Here is a 17,455-nt window from a genome sequence, read left to right as displayed (position 1 = left end):
GAGGGCGGATGTACACCGAGGACGATCTCAAGGCCGTCGAGCAAGCGATCCGCGATCTTGCCCTCGGCGAGCGGATCACGCGTGTGACCATCAACGGCCGCACCGTGCAGAAGGCCGAGGTGGACCTGCCGCAGCTGCGTCAGCTGCGTGCGGAGATCGCCCGCCAGGTCCGCCCGGGCCGCAGCCGCCCGGTCCGAGTCAACAGCGAGCCGGGGCTGCGATGATCGGCGGGCTGCGACAGGTCTGGCGCGGACTGCGCGCCCTCGGCGCGGCGTACGAGGCGGCCGGCCACGGCCGGCGGCTGCGCAACTGGTATCCGGGTGAGCGGGGGCCGAACGAGGCGCGCAACGCCTCGCTGGCGCTGCTGCGTGCCCGCTCGCGCGATGCCGTGCGCAATCAGCCCTGGCCGCACGCGATGATCGACCGGACGACGACCAACGTCGTCGGCACCGGTCTCAAGCCGATGAGCAAGGTCGCCGACCCCGAGTTGCGCGAGTTTATCCAGGAGCTCTGGGGCGACTGGGCGCAGGAGGCTGATGCCGATCACGCGCTCGACTTCTACGGGCTCCAGGAGCTCGTCGAGCGCGAGCGCGAAGAGGCCGGGGAGTGTTTCGTGCGCCTTCGCTACCGGCGCACCCGGGATGGACTGTCGGTGCCGATGCAGCTTCAGGTCATCGAGCCCGAGCAGGTCCCGGCCGACTACGAGCGCGAGCTTCCCGGTGGTCACCGGATCCGCGCCGGGGTCGAGTTCGACCGGATCGGCCGGCGTGTCGCCTACTGGATGTACCCGCAACACCCCGGTGAACACCCGGGGCGCGCTGACGGGCAACAGCTGCGCCGGGTCCCGGCCCGCGAGGTCTGCCATATCTTCCACCCGCTGCGCGCCGGGGCCATCCGCGGCGAGCCGGAGCTCACCCAGGCCCTGGTGAAGATGCGCGATCTCAGCGAGTACGACGACGCCGAGGTCACGCGCAAGAAGATCACGGCGATGTTCACAGGCTTCATCGTCCGTCCAGATGAGGACCCGGAGACGAGCCCGGTCCGGCCGCAGGGTGAAGATGAGGACGGTACTGCCACGGTCTCCCTGGAGCCAGGGACGATGCAGGAGCTCGGCCCCGGGGAGGATGTGAAGTTCTCCGAGCCGGCGGACGTCTCCAGTTCCTACGAGCCGTTCATCCGGCAGCAGCTGATGGCCGCGGCGACCAGCGCCGGAACCTTCTACGAGCTGCTCACCGGGGATATGCGCGGGGTCAACGACCGGACCCTGCGGGTACTGCTCCAGGAGTTCCGCCGCCGGATCCAGCGCATCCAGTACCACCTGCTCGTTCACCAGCTCTGTCGCCCGGTCTGGCGCGCCTGGATGGACGCGGCGGTTGCCGCCGGCGCCTTGCCGCTCGAGGCCCAGGAGTACGCGGACAACCGTCGATCGATCCAGCGGGCGAAGTGGACGCCGCAGGCCTGGCTCTACATCAACCCCGTCCAGGACGTGCAGGCACACATCGAGGAAATCCGTGCCGGGCTCGGCTCCCGCTCGAAGGCGATCAGCGAGAAAGGCTTCGACGCCGAAGAGATCGATGCCGAGATCGCCGCCGATCAGCAGCGCGCCGACGAGCTCGGCTTGGTCTTCGACACCGATGCCCGGCGCACGGCGCGCTCGGGCACGGCACAGGACTATCTGCGCGAGCAGGAGGAGGGCAGCCGTGAGTCATAGCCACATCGCGGCGCGGGTGTTCAACACCCCGCTGATGATCGAACCCGGCAAGGCCGAGACGATCCTCTCGGTCCTCGGCCCCAAGCTCGGGCTCGACGCCCCGCCGGTCGATGCCCAGGCGGCCGGCGAGCGCCGGCGCGAGGCCGGCTACGAGGTCGCCGACGGCGTGGCCGTGATCCCCGTCCACGGGACACTGGTCCAGCGCAGCCACGGCCTCGAGGCCCTGTCCGGGCTGATGAGCTACCAGCGCCTGGAGGCAATGTTCGAGGCGGCCATGGGCGACCCGGCGGTGGAGCGGATCGTCTTCGACATCGACTCGCCCGGCGGCGAGGCGGCCGGGGTGATGGATCTGGCCGAGCGCATCGCCGCCCGCCGGGGCGAGAAGCCGATGACCGCCGTGGCCAACGAGTCGGCCTTCTCGGCGGCCTACGCCATCGCTTCGGCCGCCGATGAGATCGTCGTTCCGCGCACCGCCGGTGTGGGGTCGATCGGGGTGATCGCCACACACGTCGATCGCTCCGGCGAGAACGAGATGCAGGGACGGGTGGTCACGCACGTCTATGCCGGCGCGCGCAAGGCGGACCTCAGTCCGCACCGCCCCCTGTCGGAAGAAGCGCTGTCCTGGCTGCAGGCGACGATCGAGAGCCACTACGAGATCTTCGTCGCACTGGTTGCCGCCAACCGCGGGATCAGCGAGCAGGCGGTGCGCCAAACCGAGGCCGGGGTGTTCTTTGGCCCGGATGCGGTGACGGCGGGCCTGGCCGATCGGGTCGGCCCGGCCGTTGAGGTGATCGAGAGCCAACAAGGAGGACGAAGCATGTCCACAAGCGAGACGCCGCAGCTCGATGAGCAGGCCCTGGAGCAGGCCCGCAACGAGGGCTACGAAGCCGGTCGGCGGGAGGCGGTCGAGCAGGCGGTCAGCGCCGAGCGCAAGCGCTGCCAGGAGGTGCTGGCCGTGGCCACCACGGCCGGGCGAGCGGAGCAGGCCAGCGCGCTGATCGAGGAGGGGCTGAGTGTGGATTCGGCCCGCTCGCGACTGTTCGATCTGCTTGCCGGCGAGCAGCAGTCGATCGACAACCAGCTTGCGCCGACGGATGCAGGCCGCCAGGCGGCCGGCAGCTGGGAGCAGGCGTTCGAGATCCGCTAACGGAGGACCATCATGCTTACCGAAGGGCAGCACACCGGGGAGTTTCTCGTCAGCGAGGCCAACGGCCGGCGCTCGCGGCAGACGGTGACGTTCAAGTCCGGCCACACCATCAAGCCGGGCATGGTGCTCGGCAAGCTCAACAGCGGCGGGAAGTTCGTCCCGCTCGATACCAGCGCAAGCTCCGGGGCGGAGAAGGCCGCGGCCATCGCTTGGGATCACGTCGACGCCGCGGATGATGACGTCGAGGGCGTCGTTATCGACCGCGACGCCGAGGTCCGCGGCTCCGGGCTCATCTGGCCGGATGAGATCGGCGACGACAAGAAGTCGGACGCGAAGAGCAAGCTCGCTGAGCGAGGTATCAAGGTCCGCTGAACGAGGCCACAACCGCGAATGCTGTGACCCGCCCCATGGCGGGTTTTTTCGTTTCAGGAGGGGCAATCATGGCCACGATGGATATCTTCAACCAGGACGCCTTCTCCGCCGTGGAACTCACGGCGGCGATCAACAAGGCGCCCTACCGCCCGGCACGGCTCAATGAGCTCGGGATCTTCACCCCGCGCCCGGTGCGCACCAAGACGGTGGCCGTCGAGCGCCGCGAGGGCAAGATCAGCGTCATTCCGACCTCACCGCGCGGTGGGGAACTCGCCGAGCGCGAGAACGAGAAGCGCGATCTGCGCGATTTCCGCACCCCGCGGATCGCCAAGGGCGACACGCTCTACGCCGATGAGATCGCCGGCATCCGCGCCTTCGGCTCCGAGTCGGAGCTCATGCAGGTCCAGCGCGAGGTCGCCCGGCGGTATGACGGTGAGACCGGTCTGCTCGCCGAGGTGGAGCTCACCCACGAGCACATGCGCCTTGGCGCCGTGCAAGGGGTGGTGACCGATGCCGACGGCTCGGTGATCTACGACTGGTTCGATGAGTGGGGCATCAGCAAGCCCTCGCCGATCAGCTTCAAGCTCACCGACGAGAAGGCGCAGCTGCGCAAGACCTGCAACCAGATCGTGCGTAGCGTCGCCCGCTCGGTCGGAGCGTCGTTCCCGGGGATGGGCATCCACGCCCTGTGCGGTGACGACTTCTACGACAAGCTCACCGACCATCCGGAGGTGCGCGAGACGTACAAGTACCAGGCCGCGGCTTCGGAGCTTCGCACCGGCAACGCCTGGGAGTCGTTTCGCTTCGGCGGGATCACCTTCGAGAACTACCGTGGCACCGACGATGAGAGCACCATCGCCATCGACTCGGACAAGGCTCAGCTCTTCCCGGTCGGTGCCCCGGGTGTGTTCGAGGTCGCCTACAGCCCGGCGGAGTTTCTCGACACCGTCAACACCCCTGGCCAGCGCGTCTACGGGATGCTGATCCCGGATCGCGATCGCAACGCCTGGGTGCGCCAGGAGATCTACAGCTACCCGCTGTTCTACTGCGCCCGGCCCGAGGCACTGCGCACGGTGAAGGTGTGATGGAGGCGATGCTCAACGAGGCAGTGCTCGCCACGTGGGGGCGGTCGGTGGAGTACCGCCCCCGCGAGGGTGAGCCATGCACGGTGCGCGGGGTCTTCGAGGCGGCCTATGCCGAGCCTTCCGGCTACGGGGTCAGTGTCGCCTCGGCGGCGCCGCGCCTGCTCACCGCCCTCGCCGAGCTCCCGAGCAAGCCGGGCCGCCACGATGAGGTGGTTGTGGATGGGACGACCTACGCGGTTGCCCACCCCGAGCCGGATGGCCACGGGTGGGTGACTCTGCACCTGGAGGTTATCGATGAGTGAGCGGCATAAGGCCGATCGGATCATGGATGCCGCCCTCGAGCGCATCGGTGAGATCAGCCGCCTCGAGGGCGGCGTCCACCGGGCGCGGGCTTATCCGCACCCGGAGGACGCGCTGCCGGCGGCGAGCGTGTATCTCGGCACCGACGACCCCACTGAGTTGGCCAGTTCCGGGATCGGGCACATCGACTCGCGGCTGACCCTGCGCGTGGCCGTGGCCACCCGCGGGAGCCTGGAGGCGATCGACGCCGAGCTCCTGGAGCTGCGCCGAGCGGTGACCTGCGCGCTGATGCGTGACCCCCGGCTCGGCCTGGAGTGGGTGATCGACACCCGCGAGGGTGCGGCGGCGGAGCCGGAGATCGACCCGCAGGGCCGGCAGCCGGTGGCCTTCCAGGAGCTGGTCTTTCTCGTCGACTACCGCCGCTCGCGAGAGGACCCGGCGCAGTGAGGATGGAGATCAGCGGTCAGCTCGAGGACCTTGAGGAGGTCTTCGGTGCCGAGCTGATCGAAACGGCCCGGGTCTCCGCCACCAACCGGACGCTGACCAAGCTCAGGACGGCGGCCAATCGCGAGGTGCGTCGCGCCTACAACCTCCGGGCCCGGGATGTGCGCAAAGCCATGCGGATTGTCCGGGCCGGCCGGGGGCAGTCCGCCGGCTTTCTCATCGTCGAGGGGCCGCGGGTGCCGCTCAACGCCTTCGGCGCCCGACAGACCCGGCGCGGGGTCACCGTCCGGGTGCGCAAGGGCTCCGGGCGCAGGCTTGTCCGCGGCGCGTTCAAGGCCCGCATGCCGTCCGGGCACGAGGGCGTGTTCGTCCGACGCCGCCAGGGGGGGCAGCGGGCGCGTCGGCTGCCGATTGATGAGCGCTACTCGCTGTCGGTCGCCCAGATGCTCCGCGCTGAAGGAGTGCTTGGGACCGTGCTGGAACAGGCCGATGCCGAGTACCGCCGGCAACTGGCCGATCAGCTTCGATACCGCGTCGAAAAGCGCCTGGGGCGCTTCGACCGTCGCTGAGCCCGCCTCCCGGCGGGCTTTTTTGATTCAGGAGGGATAACGAGATGGCCAAGCTACTTCGACGTCGTTTTGTCGACGCCGCCCTGGAGCAGGAATACGGCAAGGATCCCGGCGAGGACCGGGTCGCCCTGCTCCCGCGCGAGGATCTTTCGCTCGATGTCGAGGGCGAGACGACCAACCGCGATACCGTTCGCCAGAGCCTCTCGCAGCGGGGGCATGTGGTCACCAACAAGATGACCTCGCTGACCCTGCCGCTGGAGCTGCGCGGGGCGGGCACGGAAGACGGGGAGCTCCAGGTCCCGGAGACCGATGCCCTGCTCAAGGCCTCGCTGATGAAGCGCGAGGACGGGGCGCGCATCCCGGTGAAGAATCTCACGGGCGGGCCCTTCAAGCGCGGTGAGGCGGTCACCGACGAGGATACCGGCTCGACCGTCGGCAAGGTCGCCGACTGGGATCCGGAGCGCAAGGTGCTTTACCTGCGTGAGGTCCCCGAGCTTCCGGAGGCGGAGGAGAAGCTCACCGGTGAGGAATCCGGGGCAAGCGGGAATGCCAAGTCGGTGGGCAAGGCCTACGTCTACCGGCCCGACTCGCTCACCCCCGATGAGCAGCCGTCGGTGTATCTGCGCTTCGACCTTGACGGGCTGCTGCACAAGATCCCCGGCGGGCGGGCGACGTTCAGCATTGATCTGACGCGAAGCGAGATCCCCGGGATCAGCTTCACCGTCTCCGGGCTCTACCGTGAGCCGACCGATGGTGGGCCGATTACCGGCACCCACCTGGATCTTACGCCGGCCCCGGTGCTCGGCGCCGAGCTGCTGCTCGGGGATCTGGATATGAGCAAGGTTGCCGTGCAGTCGGTGCAGGCGGATATCGACAACACGGTCGAGGCCCGCGGCGATATCCAGAGCGCGGATGGCTACCACTCGCACATGATCACCGGCCGCGAGCCGAGCGGCTCGATCGACCCCGAGGTCACGGATCTGTCCACTTTCAACCCGTACAAGGACTGGGCGAGCAACAAGCGCGTGGCTGTAGCCGCCGGGATCGGGGATGCCGCCGGCGAGCGGGTTCGGGTGGTCATGCCGCAGACGCAATACACCCAGCTGCCGTACTCAAGCCGCAACGGCATCGCCACCTACGACCTCGGTTTCCGGTGCGTGGGTGACGACGACGAGCTGATGCTCATCTACAGCTAAGGAGCGCGAACCATGGCGCGATTTCTGATTGCCGAAAACCCGCAGATCGACTGGAGCGTCAAGGCGGCGGTGCCGGTGGACGGCGGCCGGGTGGAGACCCACCGCTTTGAGGCGACGTTCCGTCGCCTTACGGCCGACGAACTTGAGCAGCTGCGCAACGAAGAGCTCGACATTGCGCAGGTTCTGCGCACGCATGTCCTCGGCTGGTCCGCAATGCACGTCCCCGAGGTCACCTCGCTCTGGTGGCCGATCGAGTACCAGGAGCCGAGCAGTGGCGGCGGCCGGGCGACACAGCGTTTCCAGGCCCGTCTGCAGCCGTTGACCGCCTCGGAGCTCGAGGAACTCGACACGCTCGATATCCCGAGCCTGCTCCGGGGGCACGTCCTCGACTGGTCGGAGGTCTTCGACGCCGAGGGCAATGCGCTGCCCTTTTCCGCCGATGCCCTTGAGCAGGCCCTGCAGCTGATCCCGGTGCGCGGGGCGCTGGCCTCGGCGCTGTTCGATGCAAGCAACGGCGTGGGCAAGCAGCGCGCGAACAAGGCCGATCATGCCCGCAGCGAGCCTGTTGCCTTCAGCGAGCAGGCGCTGGAGTGGGCGCTGGAGCAGATCCCGGTTCGCACGGCGCTGTTCAACGCCCTGGTCGAGGTCTCCAGCGGCGGGGGTGCTCGAAAAAACTCCAGGAGCTCGCGCGCTCGCTGATCCGCTCTCCCTCGGAGGTCGACCGCAGCAACCTCGCCCCGGAGCTCGAGGCGCATCTCGAGCGCCGGGAGGCCGAGGATGTTCACTGGGTCTGGCCCGAGAACTGGGCTGCCTTCGAGACCTTCTACCGCTGTCAGACGCAGTGGCGCGTCGGCATGTCCGGGCGCACCGGCCTGGACTATACGGCCGTGCGCGTCGTGCTGGATCTGTTCAGCGAGGAGGATCAACGCGAGAGCTTTGATCGCCTGCAGGTCATGGAGTTTGCGGCCCTGGAGGCGATGGGCGAGCGGCGAGCAACATCCGGCCAGCGAAGGAAGGAACGATGAGTCGAGCCGAGGAGATCCGCTTCGGTATCCGCATCGAGGGCGACAGCCGCGGTGCGGTCAACGCGACCCAGGCCACCGGTCGGGAACTGCGTACGCTCAAGCAGCAGTTCCAGCGCACCAGCCGGCAGAGCCGGGATATGCAGCGTCAGTTCGACCGCATGGCCCGTTCTCTGCGCCGTGCCGCCGGCGCCTTCGGCGTGGCGCTGAGCACCCGAGCGCTCAACAACTGGGTCCAGGCCACCGTGGAGGCTGGCTCGGAGACCGTGGAGTTTTCGCGACAGGTCGAGGTCTCCGCCGAGCGTATCCAAGCCTGGGAGCAGCGCGCCGAGCGCGCGGGGGTTGGAGCGGATCAGTGGAACTCGGCGCTTGAGCGCCTCACGGCCCGGGTGGGTCGGGCCCGGGATGGCGTCGGCCCCTTGGCCGCTGAGGCTGAGCGCCTGGGAATCAATCTCGAATCCACCGAGGCGGCGGTCTACGACATCGCCGACGCCATGGCGAGCGCCGAGGATGCCGGCGAGCGCCAACGGATTGCCCAGGCTGCCCTCGGTGCCGAGGGCCGGGAGGCCGCCCGGGTCCTCTACGAGGGCTCGGATGCTCTGCGTGCCTGGGAGCAGCAGGCCCAGGAGATGGGCACGGTCATTGAGACGGAAGCCTTGGCGCAGGCAGAGGCGCTCTCGAATCAGATCGATAATCTCAACCGGGTCGCGCGGGCGAATCTGCAGCGCGGGCTGCTCTCGGGGCTGGCTAGCGACAGCCAGGACTTCGCCGACGCGATCTCGGACCCGGGCTTCCAGCAGGGCCTGGAAGACATCGGCGATTTCGTCGGCACCTCCGTGCGCTTTCTCGTCGACAACGCCGACACCATTCAGAGCGTGGTGCAGTCGGTCGCTCTGATCGGTGGCGGCATGAAGCTCGGCGGCGCGATCGGTGGCCGCAAAGGGCGGCAGGCTGGTGGTGCCATCGGCGCGCTTGCGGCCGGGTTCCTGGAAATCCAGGACGCCCTGGCGGAAACCGAGGAGCAGGCCGAGTCGGCGGAAGAGGCCCTTGAGCGGATGCTCAACCCTGAGCCTGAGCGAGGCGGGGAGCGTGAGGCGGGTGCTCGCATCGAGAAGCTCGAGCGCAAGATCGACGGGGCACGCAATAGCATCGAAGTCTTGGAGCAGGCCTACGAGCAACAGCAACGAGCCGGCTCCGATGCCGCGGATACCGTCGGGCAGCGTCTTGAGGCGGAGCGCGACCGGCTCGAGGAGTTGATTGACCAGCGCGAGGAACTGGTACGTGCTGAGCAGCGCGTGGCCGGGGCCGGCGAGATTGCCGCTGAGGCCATGGAGACTGCTGCCCAGGCCTATGCCGACTGGCACGACGAGCAGCTTGGTGCCTTCCGCGAACTCGAAGACGAGATTCATGAGTACGTCTCGGATGAAGAGGCCCTGATCCGGGAGAGCTACGACGAGCGCCGCACCCTGGTCCGGCAGTTTGTCGACGAGGCGTCGGCCGAGTACGAGCGCCTGATGAAGGCGATCGCCGAGATGGAGGCCGAGGCGCTGATGCAGGTCCGCGAGATGCCGGTCGACGCCGGGCGGGTGTCGGGTCTTGGCTTCGATGCGGGCGTGATCTCCGAATTCGGGGATGCCTATGAGCAGGCCATGGTCGAGGCCGCTTGGGCGGCCACCGAGGAGGCTAAGCGGGCGCTCCAGTCTCATGAGACGGAGTTCGATCGCATCCTCGATCGGATGAGCGAGAACATCCAGCGCGAGATCGGCCGCACGTTCGCTGACGTCTTCCGCGACGGCATTGACGGCTTCGAAGGCATGGCTGACGCCATGCTCGATATCTGGGCCGACACCATGGGCGAGATGGCAGCGGCCGACATCATGCGCGGTATCAGTGGCGAGGGCATGCAGGGCGCCTCTGCCTGGGGCGACATGGGCATGACGACCGGCGAAGGCGCTGCCATGGGCGGAATCGGCACGGCAGCGACGACCGCATCAAGCGGTGGCAGCACCACCGAGACTGTACTCAGCGGCGCAGGCGCTGCGGTTGGGTCTTACTTCGGCCCAGCGGGTACGGCGATCGGTGGTGCTATCGGCAGTGCGGTGGGTGACGGTCTGACGCGTGGTGACTGGGAGACCGACGAAATCGGCTACGAGATCGGTCTGGCTGCCGGCCGTGCCCATGGCAAGGAGATCGAAGAGCAGTCGCGTGATGGCAGCTGGTTTAGCAGCAGTGACTCGCGCGTGATTGAGCGCGACCTTGTGCGTGTCGACGGCGGCTACGAGTTCCTGCAGGAGCTGAACAGCCAGTGGGAGGCGACGGACGCCCGGCTGCGCCAGGTGGCGGACGCGCTTGAGATGAGCACCGAGGCGCTGGACGAGTTCTCGGCGAGTCTGCGCACGCTCGAGGAACTCGATGCGGGCGCGGCGGAGGATCTCGCCGGCAACTGGGACCGGGCCGTCCAAGAGCAGATGGTCGATGCCGGTGTGCTGGATGTGGATGCGCTCGGCCTGCACATGGAGCGTTATCCCAGCATTCACGCGTCGGGGAAGCGGCTGGTCGAAGACCACCAGGGTGTACCCGCCGGGATTCTGGATGAAGATCAGACGCGCTGGTACATCAACAGCATCGTGATGGATCGGCTCGCTGCTGTGGAGAAGTGGCTGGATCCTGATGATCTCAAGCAAATGCCCGGCTATCAGGATCTTGATATTGACAAGGACATGGAGGAGGCGATCAAGGAGGTCGCTAATGAGGGGTTTCAGGTATCTGATCGCTTAGACGAAAGCGAATTCGACCAAGAAGTCGCGCAGACCATTTTTGAGGCTCTTACCGGCGAACAAGACCTATGGGAGAGGGGGTTTGAAGATATTCGCCCGCACCCTGAGCACTGGGACACGATTCAGGAGGCCGAAGAAAACGTCATCATGATCATGGAAGCCCTTGGGGTCCAGGTCGATAACGTTTTTGAGGCCGTAGAGCGCTGGGATGAGGTTACCCGAGAATGGGATGAAACGGGCCTTGAGGAAATCGGGCGCGAACTCGATCAGGTCATGGAGGACTGGGCTATGGTCGGCCAATATCTGGAACGTTTCGGCCATGAGCTCGACGAGGAGGTGCAGGGCGCAGCTTTTGAAGGCTCGAAGCTGATCGATGCCATCGCCGAGGCACGGATCGGAGAGCACGCCCTGGACGAGCTGCGCGCTGAAGACGGCGACAAGGCGGTGGAGCAGGCGCGGGAGCTGGCTGACCAGACGCTAGGGGAGTTCTATCAGGCCTTCTACACCGAAGCCGAACGGGAATCGATCGCCCTGGAGGAGGCTGAGGATCGGCTGGCCGAGGGCTTTGGTGATCTTGGTCTGGCGCTGCCTGATACCCGCGAAGAGTTCAGAGAGCTCGCCAATGCACAGGATCTGAGTACCGAGTCCGGTCGCGAGCTGTATGCCCAGCTCATGGATCTGGCGCCGGCGTTCGACACGGTGCGCAGCCATGAGGAACAGCTCAAGGAAGAGCGCCGCAAGCAGGCCGACGACGCATTTGGCCACCTCGAGGATGCTGTCGACCATCGCCAGGGCGAGATTCGCGATGCCATGGACGAGGCCCTGGATGCTGAGCGCGAGGCCTACAACGAACGCGTCGAGGCCGCCCGTGCGGCCCATGAGGCGGAACTGGACTCGCACCGCCGTGCTCATGAGCAGCGGATGGAATCGCTGCGTGCACAGCAGGAGAGCGCTCGTGAGTCGGTGCAGCAGTGGTCTCAGGTGCACTCGGCGGCGACTTCGGCACTCGATACGCTGCTCCAGCGCGCCGACCCGGGGCTGCATCGGGAACAGGCCATGGACCTGCTGCGCGACGACGGTATCGGTGCGGATCCGGACGCCCTGCAGCGGGCCATGGGCGCGGCGGTGCAGATCACCCCGCGGGAATTCGAGGCACGCGCGGACATGCTCCGCGAGCAGGCGGAGACGGCGCGTCTGGTCAGTGACATCGAGGAGCGCTCCGGCAGTCGCCTTTCCGCTGCCGAGCGGCAGGTGGATCGGCTCGACCGGCGCATCGATGACGCGCGCGATCAGCACGACGAGACCATGGACCGCCTGCGCGCTCAGCATGATGAGGAGCTGGCCGAGCTGGAGTACCAGCACGAGCAGCAGATGGAGCAAATCCGCGAGGAGCACGAGCGGGAGATCGGGCGCCTGGATGATTTGCAGGAAAGCGCTCGGGAGCAGATCGATGCCGCCTTCGGTATCGAGGATGCCACCTACTCCGTTGAGGAGGCCGTTCGGGCTGTCGAGGAGGCGGTCGGGGGGCTGGACCTGTCAGTGGAAATTGCCGGGGGCTCTGCGGAAGGGGAGCGCATCCCGGGCTACGCCTCCGGTGGCCTGCACCCTGGCGGCTGGGCCGAGGTTGGCGAACGCGGTGGCGAACTGATCTGGACCGGTGGTCCGGCGCATGTCTTCGACCACGAAACCTCCAAAGCGATGCTCGCCGGTGGGGACGCCCCGGCGTCGGAGCTGTTGCGTGACGCGGTGCCACTGCTGCGCCGGATACTCGAGGCGGAGACCCAGGTTGCTCGCAACACCAAAAAGAGTGCGGATATCCACGATGAGTGGGATCTCAACGGCCAGCCGACTACCCGGGAGATGGAAGCATGAGGGTGGTGCTGCCTGCTCGTATCGGCCCGGAGGAGTTGATTGAATCGAATATCCCGCTGGATGACGACGGTCATCAGGAGTGGGATCCAGATAAGGAGTACGACCAGGGAGAGCGCGTGGTGCTCACTGAAGAGCACGATGGTCGCCAGCCAACCCAGCGCATTTACCGCGCGCTGACGAGCAACCAGGGTGCGTTCCCTGCGGAGCACACCATCGATGAGGTGGGGGCTGACGAGGCGAAGTGGCAGGACCTGGGGGGAATCAACCGGTTTCGGGCATTCGATGAGGTCGTAGGCTCGAAAAGCGTCTCGGATGCCTCTTACGACCCGGAGCTTTACAACCCTGAAGGGCAGGAGGCGCTCGATCAGGGCGTAGCCTTCCGGTTCAAGCCGGGCGTGGTGACCGACAGCCTAACCCTGCTCGGGCTTGAGGCGAGTTATCTGGATGTGGTCGTTGTCAACGAAGACGGCGTCCAGTATCAGAAGCGGCACGAGCTGCAGACGACCATCCCGGAATCAGACTGGCACGCCTATTTCTTCGCCGAGCCCGAGCGGGATCAGGAGTTGGTCCTGACCGAGCTCCCGCTGGTGTCTGAGGACATGACCATCGAGGATCTGCCCGGGACCCTGGAGGCGGAGTTCCGGATCAGTGCGTACAACGGCGGCGCCCCGGCGAAGATCGGCAACATCCTCGTGGGCCAGTCGTACCGGGTTGGTGAAAGTGGGTTCGGTGCGGAGGCGAGCATCGTCGACTTCTCGACGAAAGAGCGCGACGAGTTCGGTCATTTCCGCGTGCGCGAGCGTGCCTTTGCAAACCGGGCCCAGGTGCCGGTGCTGATCGAAACCGCCCGGATTCAGCGGGTACAGCGTTTCCTGGCCCAGATCCGCAGCCGCCCGGCCGTGTACATCGCTTCGAAGGAGCTTGGGCCCACGGTCTTCGGTTTCTACAAGCGTTTTCGCCTTTTGTACCAGAACGCGGTGCTCTCTGAGTGTGAACTGACCATTGAGGGGCTGATATGAGCGAACGACCCACGATCCCCGAGGCTCCAGACCCACTGCCCCAGCGTACCCAGTCGCCAGACACCTTCCAGGATCGTGCCGACAAGACGGTGCGCTGGTGGCGTGACGCCAGCGAAAAGCTCAACCAGCTCGGCGCGTGGCTTGCCGGCCGGGCGGACGAAACAGAGCAGGCCCGTGCCGATACATACGCCGCACGCGATACGGCGCAGACCCACCGGGATGATGCCCAGGCCGCCCGAGATACCGCGCGTGACCACCGGGATGACGCCGAGACGTACCGCGACAGCGCCGAGTCCATCGCCGCTGCGATGCAGGACGACGCCGGCATGCCGTCCCTGGAGGCGCGCGCCGGCTACGCGCTCGTCGTCGAAGAGGACGAGAAGGCGGTTGGGTGGCGGTTCTACCTCAAGGCCGTCGAGCAGCTTTACGGCAGCCTCCCGGCTCTCGGCCATGTGCTTGAGCTACAAGGCGAGGACGATGCCTCACAGCTCACCGATTGGCTCGCTGACCAGGGCAACGAAGACAACCTGCAAGCCTGGGCCGAATCGCCGCAGGGCATGCGTGTCGTCGAGCCGCACCGGCGGATGATGGGCGCGATCGCCCATAGCGATGCGGCCATGCATGTCGTCGCTGGGGCCGAGGAGGCGATGAACGTCTTGCTCCTGCGCGAGGACGTAGGCCTCGATGTGATCAAAAACAGCGATACCGCGATGGACGCGGTCAAGGCGGAGCCGGTCGGAATCGGCAAGTACGCGCTCTATCGCGCGAACCGGGATCGCTACGACGCCTCGGACCATCCAGCCACTCATGGGCACGACTTTCGGCACTACGCGGACATCAGTGACGTGGCCGAGGATGCAGGCGCCATGGACTGGGTAGCCACCAGTTCACCGGCCATGGAGGTCGTGGTCGAAAGCGACCCGGCCATGACCACCATCGCCGGTAGCGAGACGGCCATGGGGGTCGTCTCAGGCAGCTCCACCGCGATGAGCGCGATCGTGGACAGCGAGCTGGCCATGAACCGGATCGCTGCTGACAGCGTTGCCCGTGACGCAATCGGGACGGATTCCACCGGATACGATTACATCGTCGATAACGACATGGCTGCCGGGAAATACGCCGTTGGCCACGCTGGGCTCGATCCGGTCGATTATGCCGACAGCGCCGAGGTCGCAAAGTCCGAAACGGCCATGGGCGCAGCGGTGGATGATTCGAGCGCCATGTCCACTTTGGCCGACAACTCCACGGCCTATAATACCTTCGTCGATAAGCAGGCCGTGATGGAGCTGATCACTGATAGCCAAACGGCCATGGATGAGATTGTGGAGCGGGATGATGTCATGGGCTCCGTCGTGGAATCGTCTACGGCGATGAACGAAGTGGCGGCTCAAGGTACGGCGCGCACCACGATTCGGGACAACCCCGACGCCGAACAAGCGGTTATCGATAACGATAGGGCGATTTCCAAGTTTGTCGCTGGAGAGGCCGGGAAGGATCCCCAGGATTATGAAGAGCCTGCCGATCTCGGTAGCTCTTTAGCTATTGCAGAACAGATTTGGGAAGATAGCACATGGAAGGAAGCGTTTCTTCCTGGCCGAGGAGAAGCTTTATTGGGCGTTGCGAAAGACGAAATTACTTTTGACGACTGGCTTAGCGATAGCGATTTTCATAGTGCAGTTGGTTCCTCGGAGTCTTTTGTCAAGGCTTTAGGAGATCAGGCCGAACCAAGTGTGATTAGGAAAATGCTTTCCACTGATGGCCGGATTGAGAGAATCGCCAACAACGATGATGGGGATGGTCCCTTTACAAAAGGCATGAATGAAAGCTCTGTGAATATAAGCGCCGTTTTTAATGATCCGGATTATGATTATCGCGTTAGCGCTAGTAGCAATGACTCTGTAACAGAGGAAGAGGAGATCGAGGGTCCAGCAATTGTTTATTTGATCGATATGTCTCTTCAGTCGCGAGACCATTCAGTCAGCGCCGAGCTGGAAGGGGGCTTTCGTTTTTCTGATAGTGCCAGCAATAAACTGTTAGGCACTGTTCCTTCGGGGGAGAAGCGGACGCTCACGATGAGCCACAATGCTGGGTTGTACGGGACAGGAGGGGTAGAAGTCGCGGTTATTAAGGAAGCCAGCAGAATCTTAGACTAATAAGGGGTAGTTGTGTATGTCTAACAATCTAGAAAGACGCAAAGAAACACTGAAAGCAGTCGTCGAAAGCCGCTTCCCTGAAAAGCTCGCCTCGGGGTTCAAGGACCACGACGGGACCCGCTGGGCTTTGACCCCTTACGCCCGCGAGCGGATCATGGAACTGACCCAGCACATCCAGGAGTACCGGGCCGAGAAGGTGGACTCGCCGCTGCCCAACGGCAAGGAGAAGGTCAAGATCCCCGACGCCGAGGGCGTCAAGCATGAGTTGGACCCGGACGACGTGATCGAGTTGTCCAAGCTCGGGGCGGACTTCAAGGACGCGGCTGAGGACCGTTATGACGAGTTGTTGGAGGCCGTTATGGCGGCGGAGACGCACGGGGAGCTGAACGCCATCGACGTCGACAGAGGGTGGCCCGAATGAAGTCCTGGGGTGGCGAGCTCAGGCCCTGGTGGCGGCGCATCGGTGACGCGTCTTCCCGGTTCGGGAATGCGCTGATCGGTGGAAGTCCTGCCGAGACGATCAGCGGTCGCGCTTACAGGGAAGCGAAAGCCGGATCGATCAGATGGCAGCGGATCAAGGTCTGGATCGATCGCGTGTTCAAACTATTCGGCGAGCGGGCGCATTGCCGGCGGACGCACCAGCGAGACCTAGAGGTGGCCAAGGGCCTGCTGGAGGCGTACCGGTGAGTCGGTTGGGGTGTGACGGTGGCAGATCTGTCGCAGTGCGTTCTATCCGTTATTCGAGTGGCCTTCGGAAGGATTGAGACGCGGGCGGATATAGCTTTGTGCGATGCCTGCGGCGAGACCGCTGAATAGCACGGTTTGGATATCGGCCAGCTGATCCTCAGTCAAGTATTGCCAAGATTCGGGGGCGAGAAGGTGCCAAAACCAAAGTAAGGCGGCGGCGATCAAGGCGCCGCCAATGAAAATAGCGGCCAGTCTGGCCAAGATGTTGGCTGTATCCCGAAAGAGTTCACCGCGGCGATGCTCAGCGCGACGTACGAATTCATCGTAGTCGCCCCGCTCAAGTGCCTCGGTTTCCCACTGGGCCATGCGGTCCTGCTTGGCCCCCTCGCCGTGGGTTTGTCGTAGCGAGGGGATGCGTTCATACGAGGCGCCCGAGAACGCCTCATCAGTTTGATGGGCGTTCGGCGGTATCCTCATGGGCGCGGCGATACAACTCAGCGAAGTGTGCCTCGATCAAGTCATTCGAGATTGAGCCATTGCGCCCAAAGTGGCGCCAGGTCAGATCCCACGGCGTGCCCTCCTGGTGGGTAATCATGGAGAGGAACGTGCCAGGTTGATCGCCGTAGACCGTAAGCACTTGGTCTAGTAGATCCTCCTCTTCCTCGTCTAAATCCGGAGTCCGGGGGCGCCCAGCGATTGCCTCAACAGGCCGGCTGCGATATTGCTTGACCCGATCGTAGACAGTGCGCACGACTGGCCCATACTGCCAAGCTTCTACGGGCTCCTGGATCATCGGACGACTATGCAGGCCAAGCATCCACCCATGAGCTAGGTAGACCAGCTTGATCAGCTGCATGGGCGTGAGACTGAGACCGCGCTCGTGGGCTTTTTCAAGAAGCCGCTTCGCGATACCAAGTGCCGGATGTCCCTGCATGGCGCCCTCCGCGCTAGACGCAAGCCTGCTTCTTCAGTATGGCAAGGGATATGCCCAACAAGGGGACAGCAGGATACAAGATGGGTTCCGGGCTGCATAGCAGCGCGGAGCGCCGAACTAGTACTGCCACATCCGCTCGGCGATTTGTCGCGCTTCCGCCCCCTGGG

The 17,455-nt window shown here is 65.2% G+C and carries 18 protein-coding genes; 16 read left to right on the top strand and 2 right to left on the bottom strand.

Features of this window, described 5'->3' with window-relative positions; translation table 11 throughout:
- Positions 1–8: 8 nt before the first annotated feature.
- The 16 genes from LRG07_RS10705 (at position 9) to LRG07_RS10630 (ending at position 16,354) form a co-directional block, all read left to right on the top strand.
- Entirely contained in the window at positions 9–224 is a 216-nt protein-coding gene (locus tag LRG07_RS10705; RefSeq protein ID WP_238642329.1) for a gpW family protein, read from the top strand.
- A complete protein-coding gene (locus LRG07_RS10700; RefSeq protein WP_238642328.1) occupies positions 221–1,711 on the top strand; it encodes a phage portal protein in 1,491 nt (496 codons plus the stop codon). The genes LRG07_RS10705 and LRG07_RS10700 overlap by 4 nt, the downstream gene beginning before the upstream one ends.
- Positions 1,701–2,858, top strand: a complete 1,158-nt coding sequence (locus LRG07_RS10695; RefSeq protein ID WP_238642327.1) for a S49 family peptidase — start codon at positions 1,701–1,703, stop codon at positions 2,856–2,858. The genes LRG07_RS10700 and LRG07_RS10695 overlap by 11 nt, the downstream gene beginning before the upstream one ends.
- Positions 2,859–2,870: 12 nt before the next feature.
- Positions 2,871–3,230 (top strand): head decoration protein, encoded by a 360-nt coding sequence (locus tag LRG07_RS10690; RefSeq protein ID WP_238642326.1) that lies wholly within the window; start codon positions 2,871–2,873, stop codon positions 3,228–3,230.
- Positions 3,231–3,298: 68 nt separating this feature from the next.
- Complete coding sequence (locus tag LRG07_RS10685) at positions 3,299–4,315, top strand: major capsid protein (protein ID WP_238642325.1); 1,017 nt, start codon at positions 3,299–3,301, stop codon at positions 4,313–4,315.
- Complete coding sequence (locus tag LRG07_RS10680; RefSeq protein ID WP_238642324.1) at positions 4,315–4,617, top strand: hypothetical protein; 303 nt, start codon at positions 4,315–4,317, stop codon at positions 4,615–4,617. Before LRG07_RS10685 ends, LRG07_RS10680 begins: the two co-directional genes overlap by 1 nt.
- Positions 4,610–5,062, top strand: a complete 453-nt coding sequence (locus tag LRG07_RS10675; protein WP_238642323.1) for a hypothetical protein — start codon at positions 4,610–4,612, stop codon at positions 5,060–5,062. The genes LRG07_RS10680 and LRG07_RS10675 overlap by 8 nt, the downstream gene beginning before the upstream one ends.
- Positions 5,063–5,064: 2 nt before the next feature.
- Positions 5,065–5,628: a phage tail protein gene (locus tag LRG07_RS10670; protein WP_238642322.1), complete on the top strand. Its 564-nt coding sequence runs from the start codon at positions 5,065–5,067 to the stop codon at positions 5,626–5,628.
- A 44-nt stretch (positions 5,629–5,672) separates the two neighbouring features.
- Positions 5,673–6,824 (top strand): phage tail tube protein, encoded by a 1,152-nt coding sequence (locus LRG07_RS10665; protein WP_238642321.1) that lies wholly within the window; start codon positions 5,673–5,675, stop codon positions 6,822–6,824.
- A gap of 12 nt (positions 6,825–6,836) precedes the next feature.
- Positions 6,837–7,523 (top strand): hypothetical protein, encoded by a 687-nt coding sequence (locus LRG07_RS10660; protein WP_238642320.1) that lies wholly within the window; start codon positions 6,837–6,839, stop codon positions 7,521–7,523.
- Positions 7,415–7,849, top strand: a complete 435-nt coding sequence (locus LRG07_RS10655) for a DUF1799 domain-containing protein (RefSeq protein WP_238642319.1) — start codon at positions 7,415–7,417, stop codon at positions 7,847–7,849. The genes LRG07_RS10660 and LRG07_RS10655 overlap by 109 nt, the downstream gene beginning before the upstream one ends.
- A complete protein-coding gene (locus LRG07_RS10650) occupies positions 7,846–12,495 on the top strand; it encodes a hypothetical protein (protein WP_238642318.1) in 4,650 nt (1,549 codons plus the stop codon). The genes LRG07_RS10655 and LRG07_RS10650 overlap by 4 nt, the downstream gene beginning before the upstream one ends.
- Positions 12,492–13,514 carry a hypothetical protein gene (locus LRG07_RS10645; protein ID WP_238642317.1) on the top strand — a complete coding sequence of 341 codons (1,023 nt, stop codon included), beginning with the start codon at positions 12,492–12,494 and terminating at the stop codon, positions 13,512–13,514. Before LRG07_RS10650 ends, LRG07_RS10645 begins: the two co-directional genes overlap by 4 nt.
- Positions 13,511–15,667 carry a hypothetical protein gene (locus LRG07_RS10640; protein ID WP_238642316.1) on the top strand — a complete coding sequence of 719 codons (2,157 nt, stop codon included), beginning with the start codon at positions 13,511–13,513 and terminating at the stop codon, positions 15,665–15,667. Before LRG07_RS10645 ends, LRG07_RS10640 begins: the two co-directional genes overlap by 4 nt.
- A gap of 154 nt (positions 15,668–15,821) precedes the next feature.
- Positions 15,822–16,088: a hypothetical protein gene (locus tag LRG07_RS10635; RefSeq protein WP_238642315.1), complete on the top strand. Its 267-nt coding sequence runs from the start codon at positions 15,822–15,824 to the stop codon at positions 16,086–16,088.
- Entirely contained in the window at positions 16,085–16,354 is a 270-nt protein-coding gene (locus tag LRG07_RS10630) for a hypothetical protein (protein WP_238642314.1), read from the top strand. Before LRG07_RS10635 ends, LRG07_RS10630 begins: the two co-directional genes overlap by 4 nt.
- A gap of 42 nt (positions 16,355–16,396) precedes the next feature.
- Here LRG07_RS10630 and LRG07_RS10625 read toward each other — a convergent pair whose 3' ends face one another.
- Positions 16,397–16,720, bottom strand: a complete 324-nt coding sequence (locus LRG07_RS10625) for a hypothetical protein (protein WP_238642313.1) — start codon at positions 16,718–16,720, stop codon at positions 16,397–16,399.
- A 79-nt stretch (positions 16,721–16,799) separates the two neighbouring features.
- Positions 16,800–17,288 carry a Panacea domain-containing protein gene (locus LRG07_RS10620; RefSeq protein WP_238642312.1) on the bottom strand — a complete coding sequence of 163 codons (489 nt, stop codon included), beginning with the start codon at positions 17,286–17,288 and terminating at the stop codon, positions 16,800–16,802.
- Positions 17,289–17,455 lie beyond the last annotated feature (167 nt).

This window comes from Halorhodospira sp. 9622, assembly GCF_022228025.1.
In the GTDB taxonomy this organism is placed as follows: domain Bacteria; phylum Pseudomonadota; class Gammaproteobacteria; order Nitrococcales; family Halorhodospiraceae; genus Halorhodospira; species Halorhodospira halophila_A.
The sequence above is the reverse complement of the archived record's forward strand: the minus strand, read 5'-3'. Positions and strand labels throughout refer to the sequence as shown.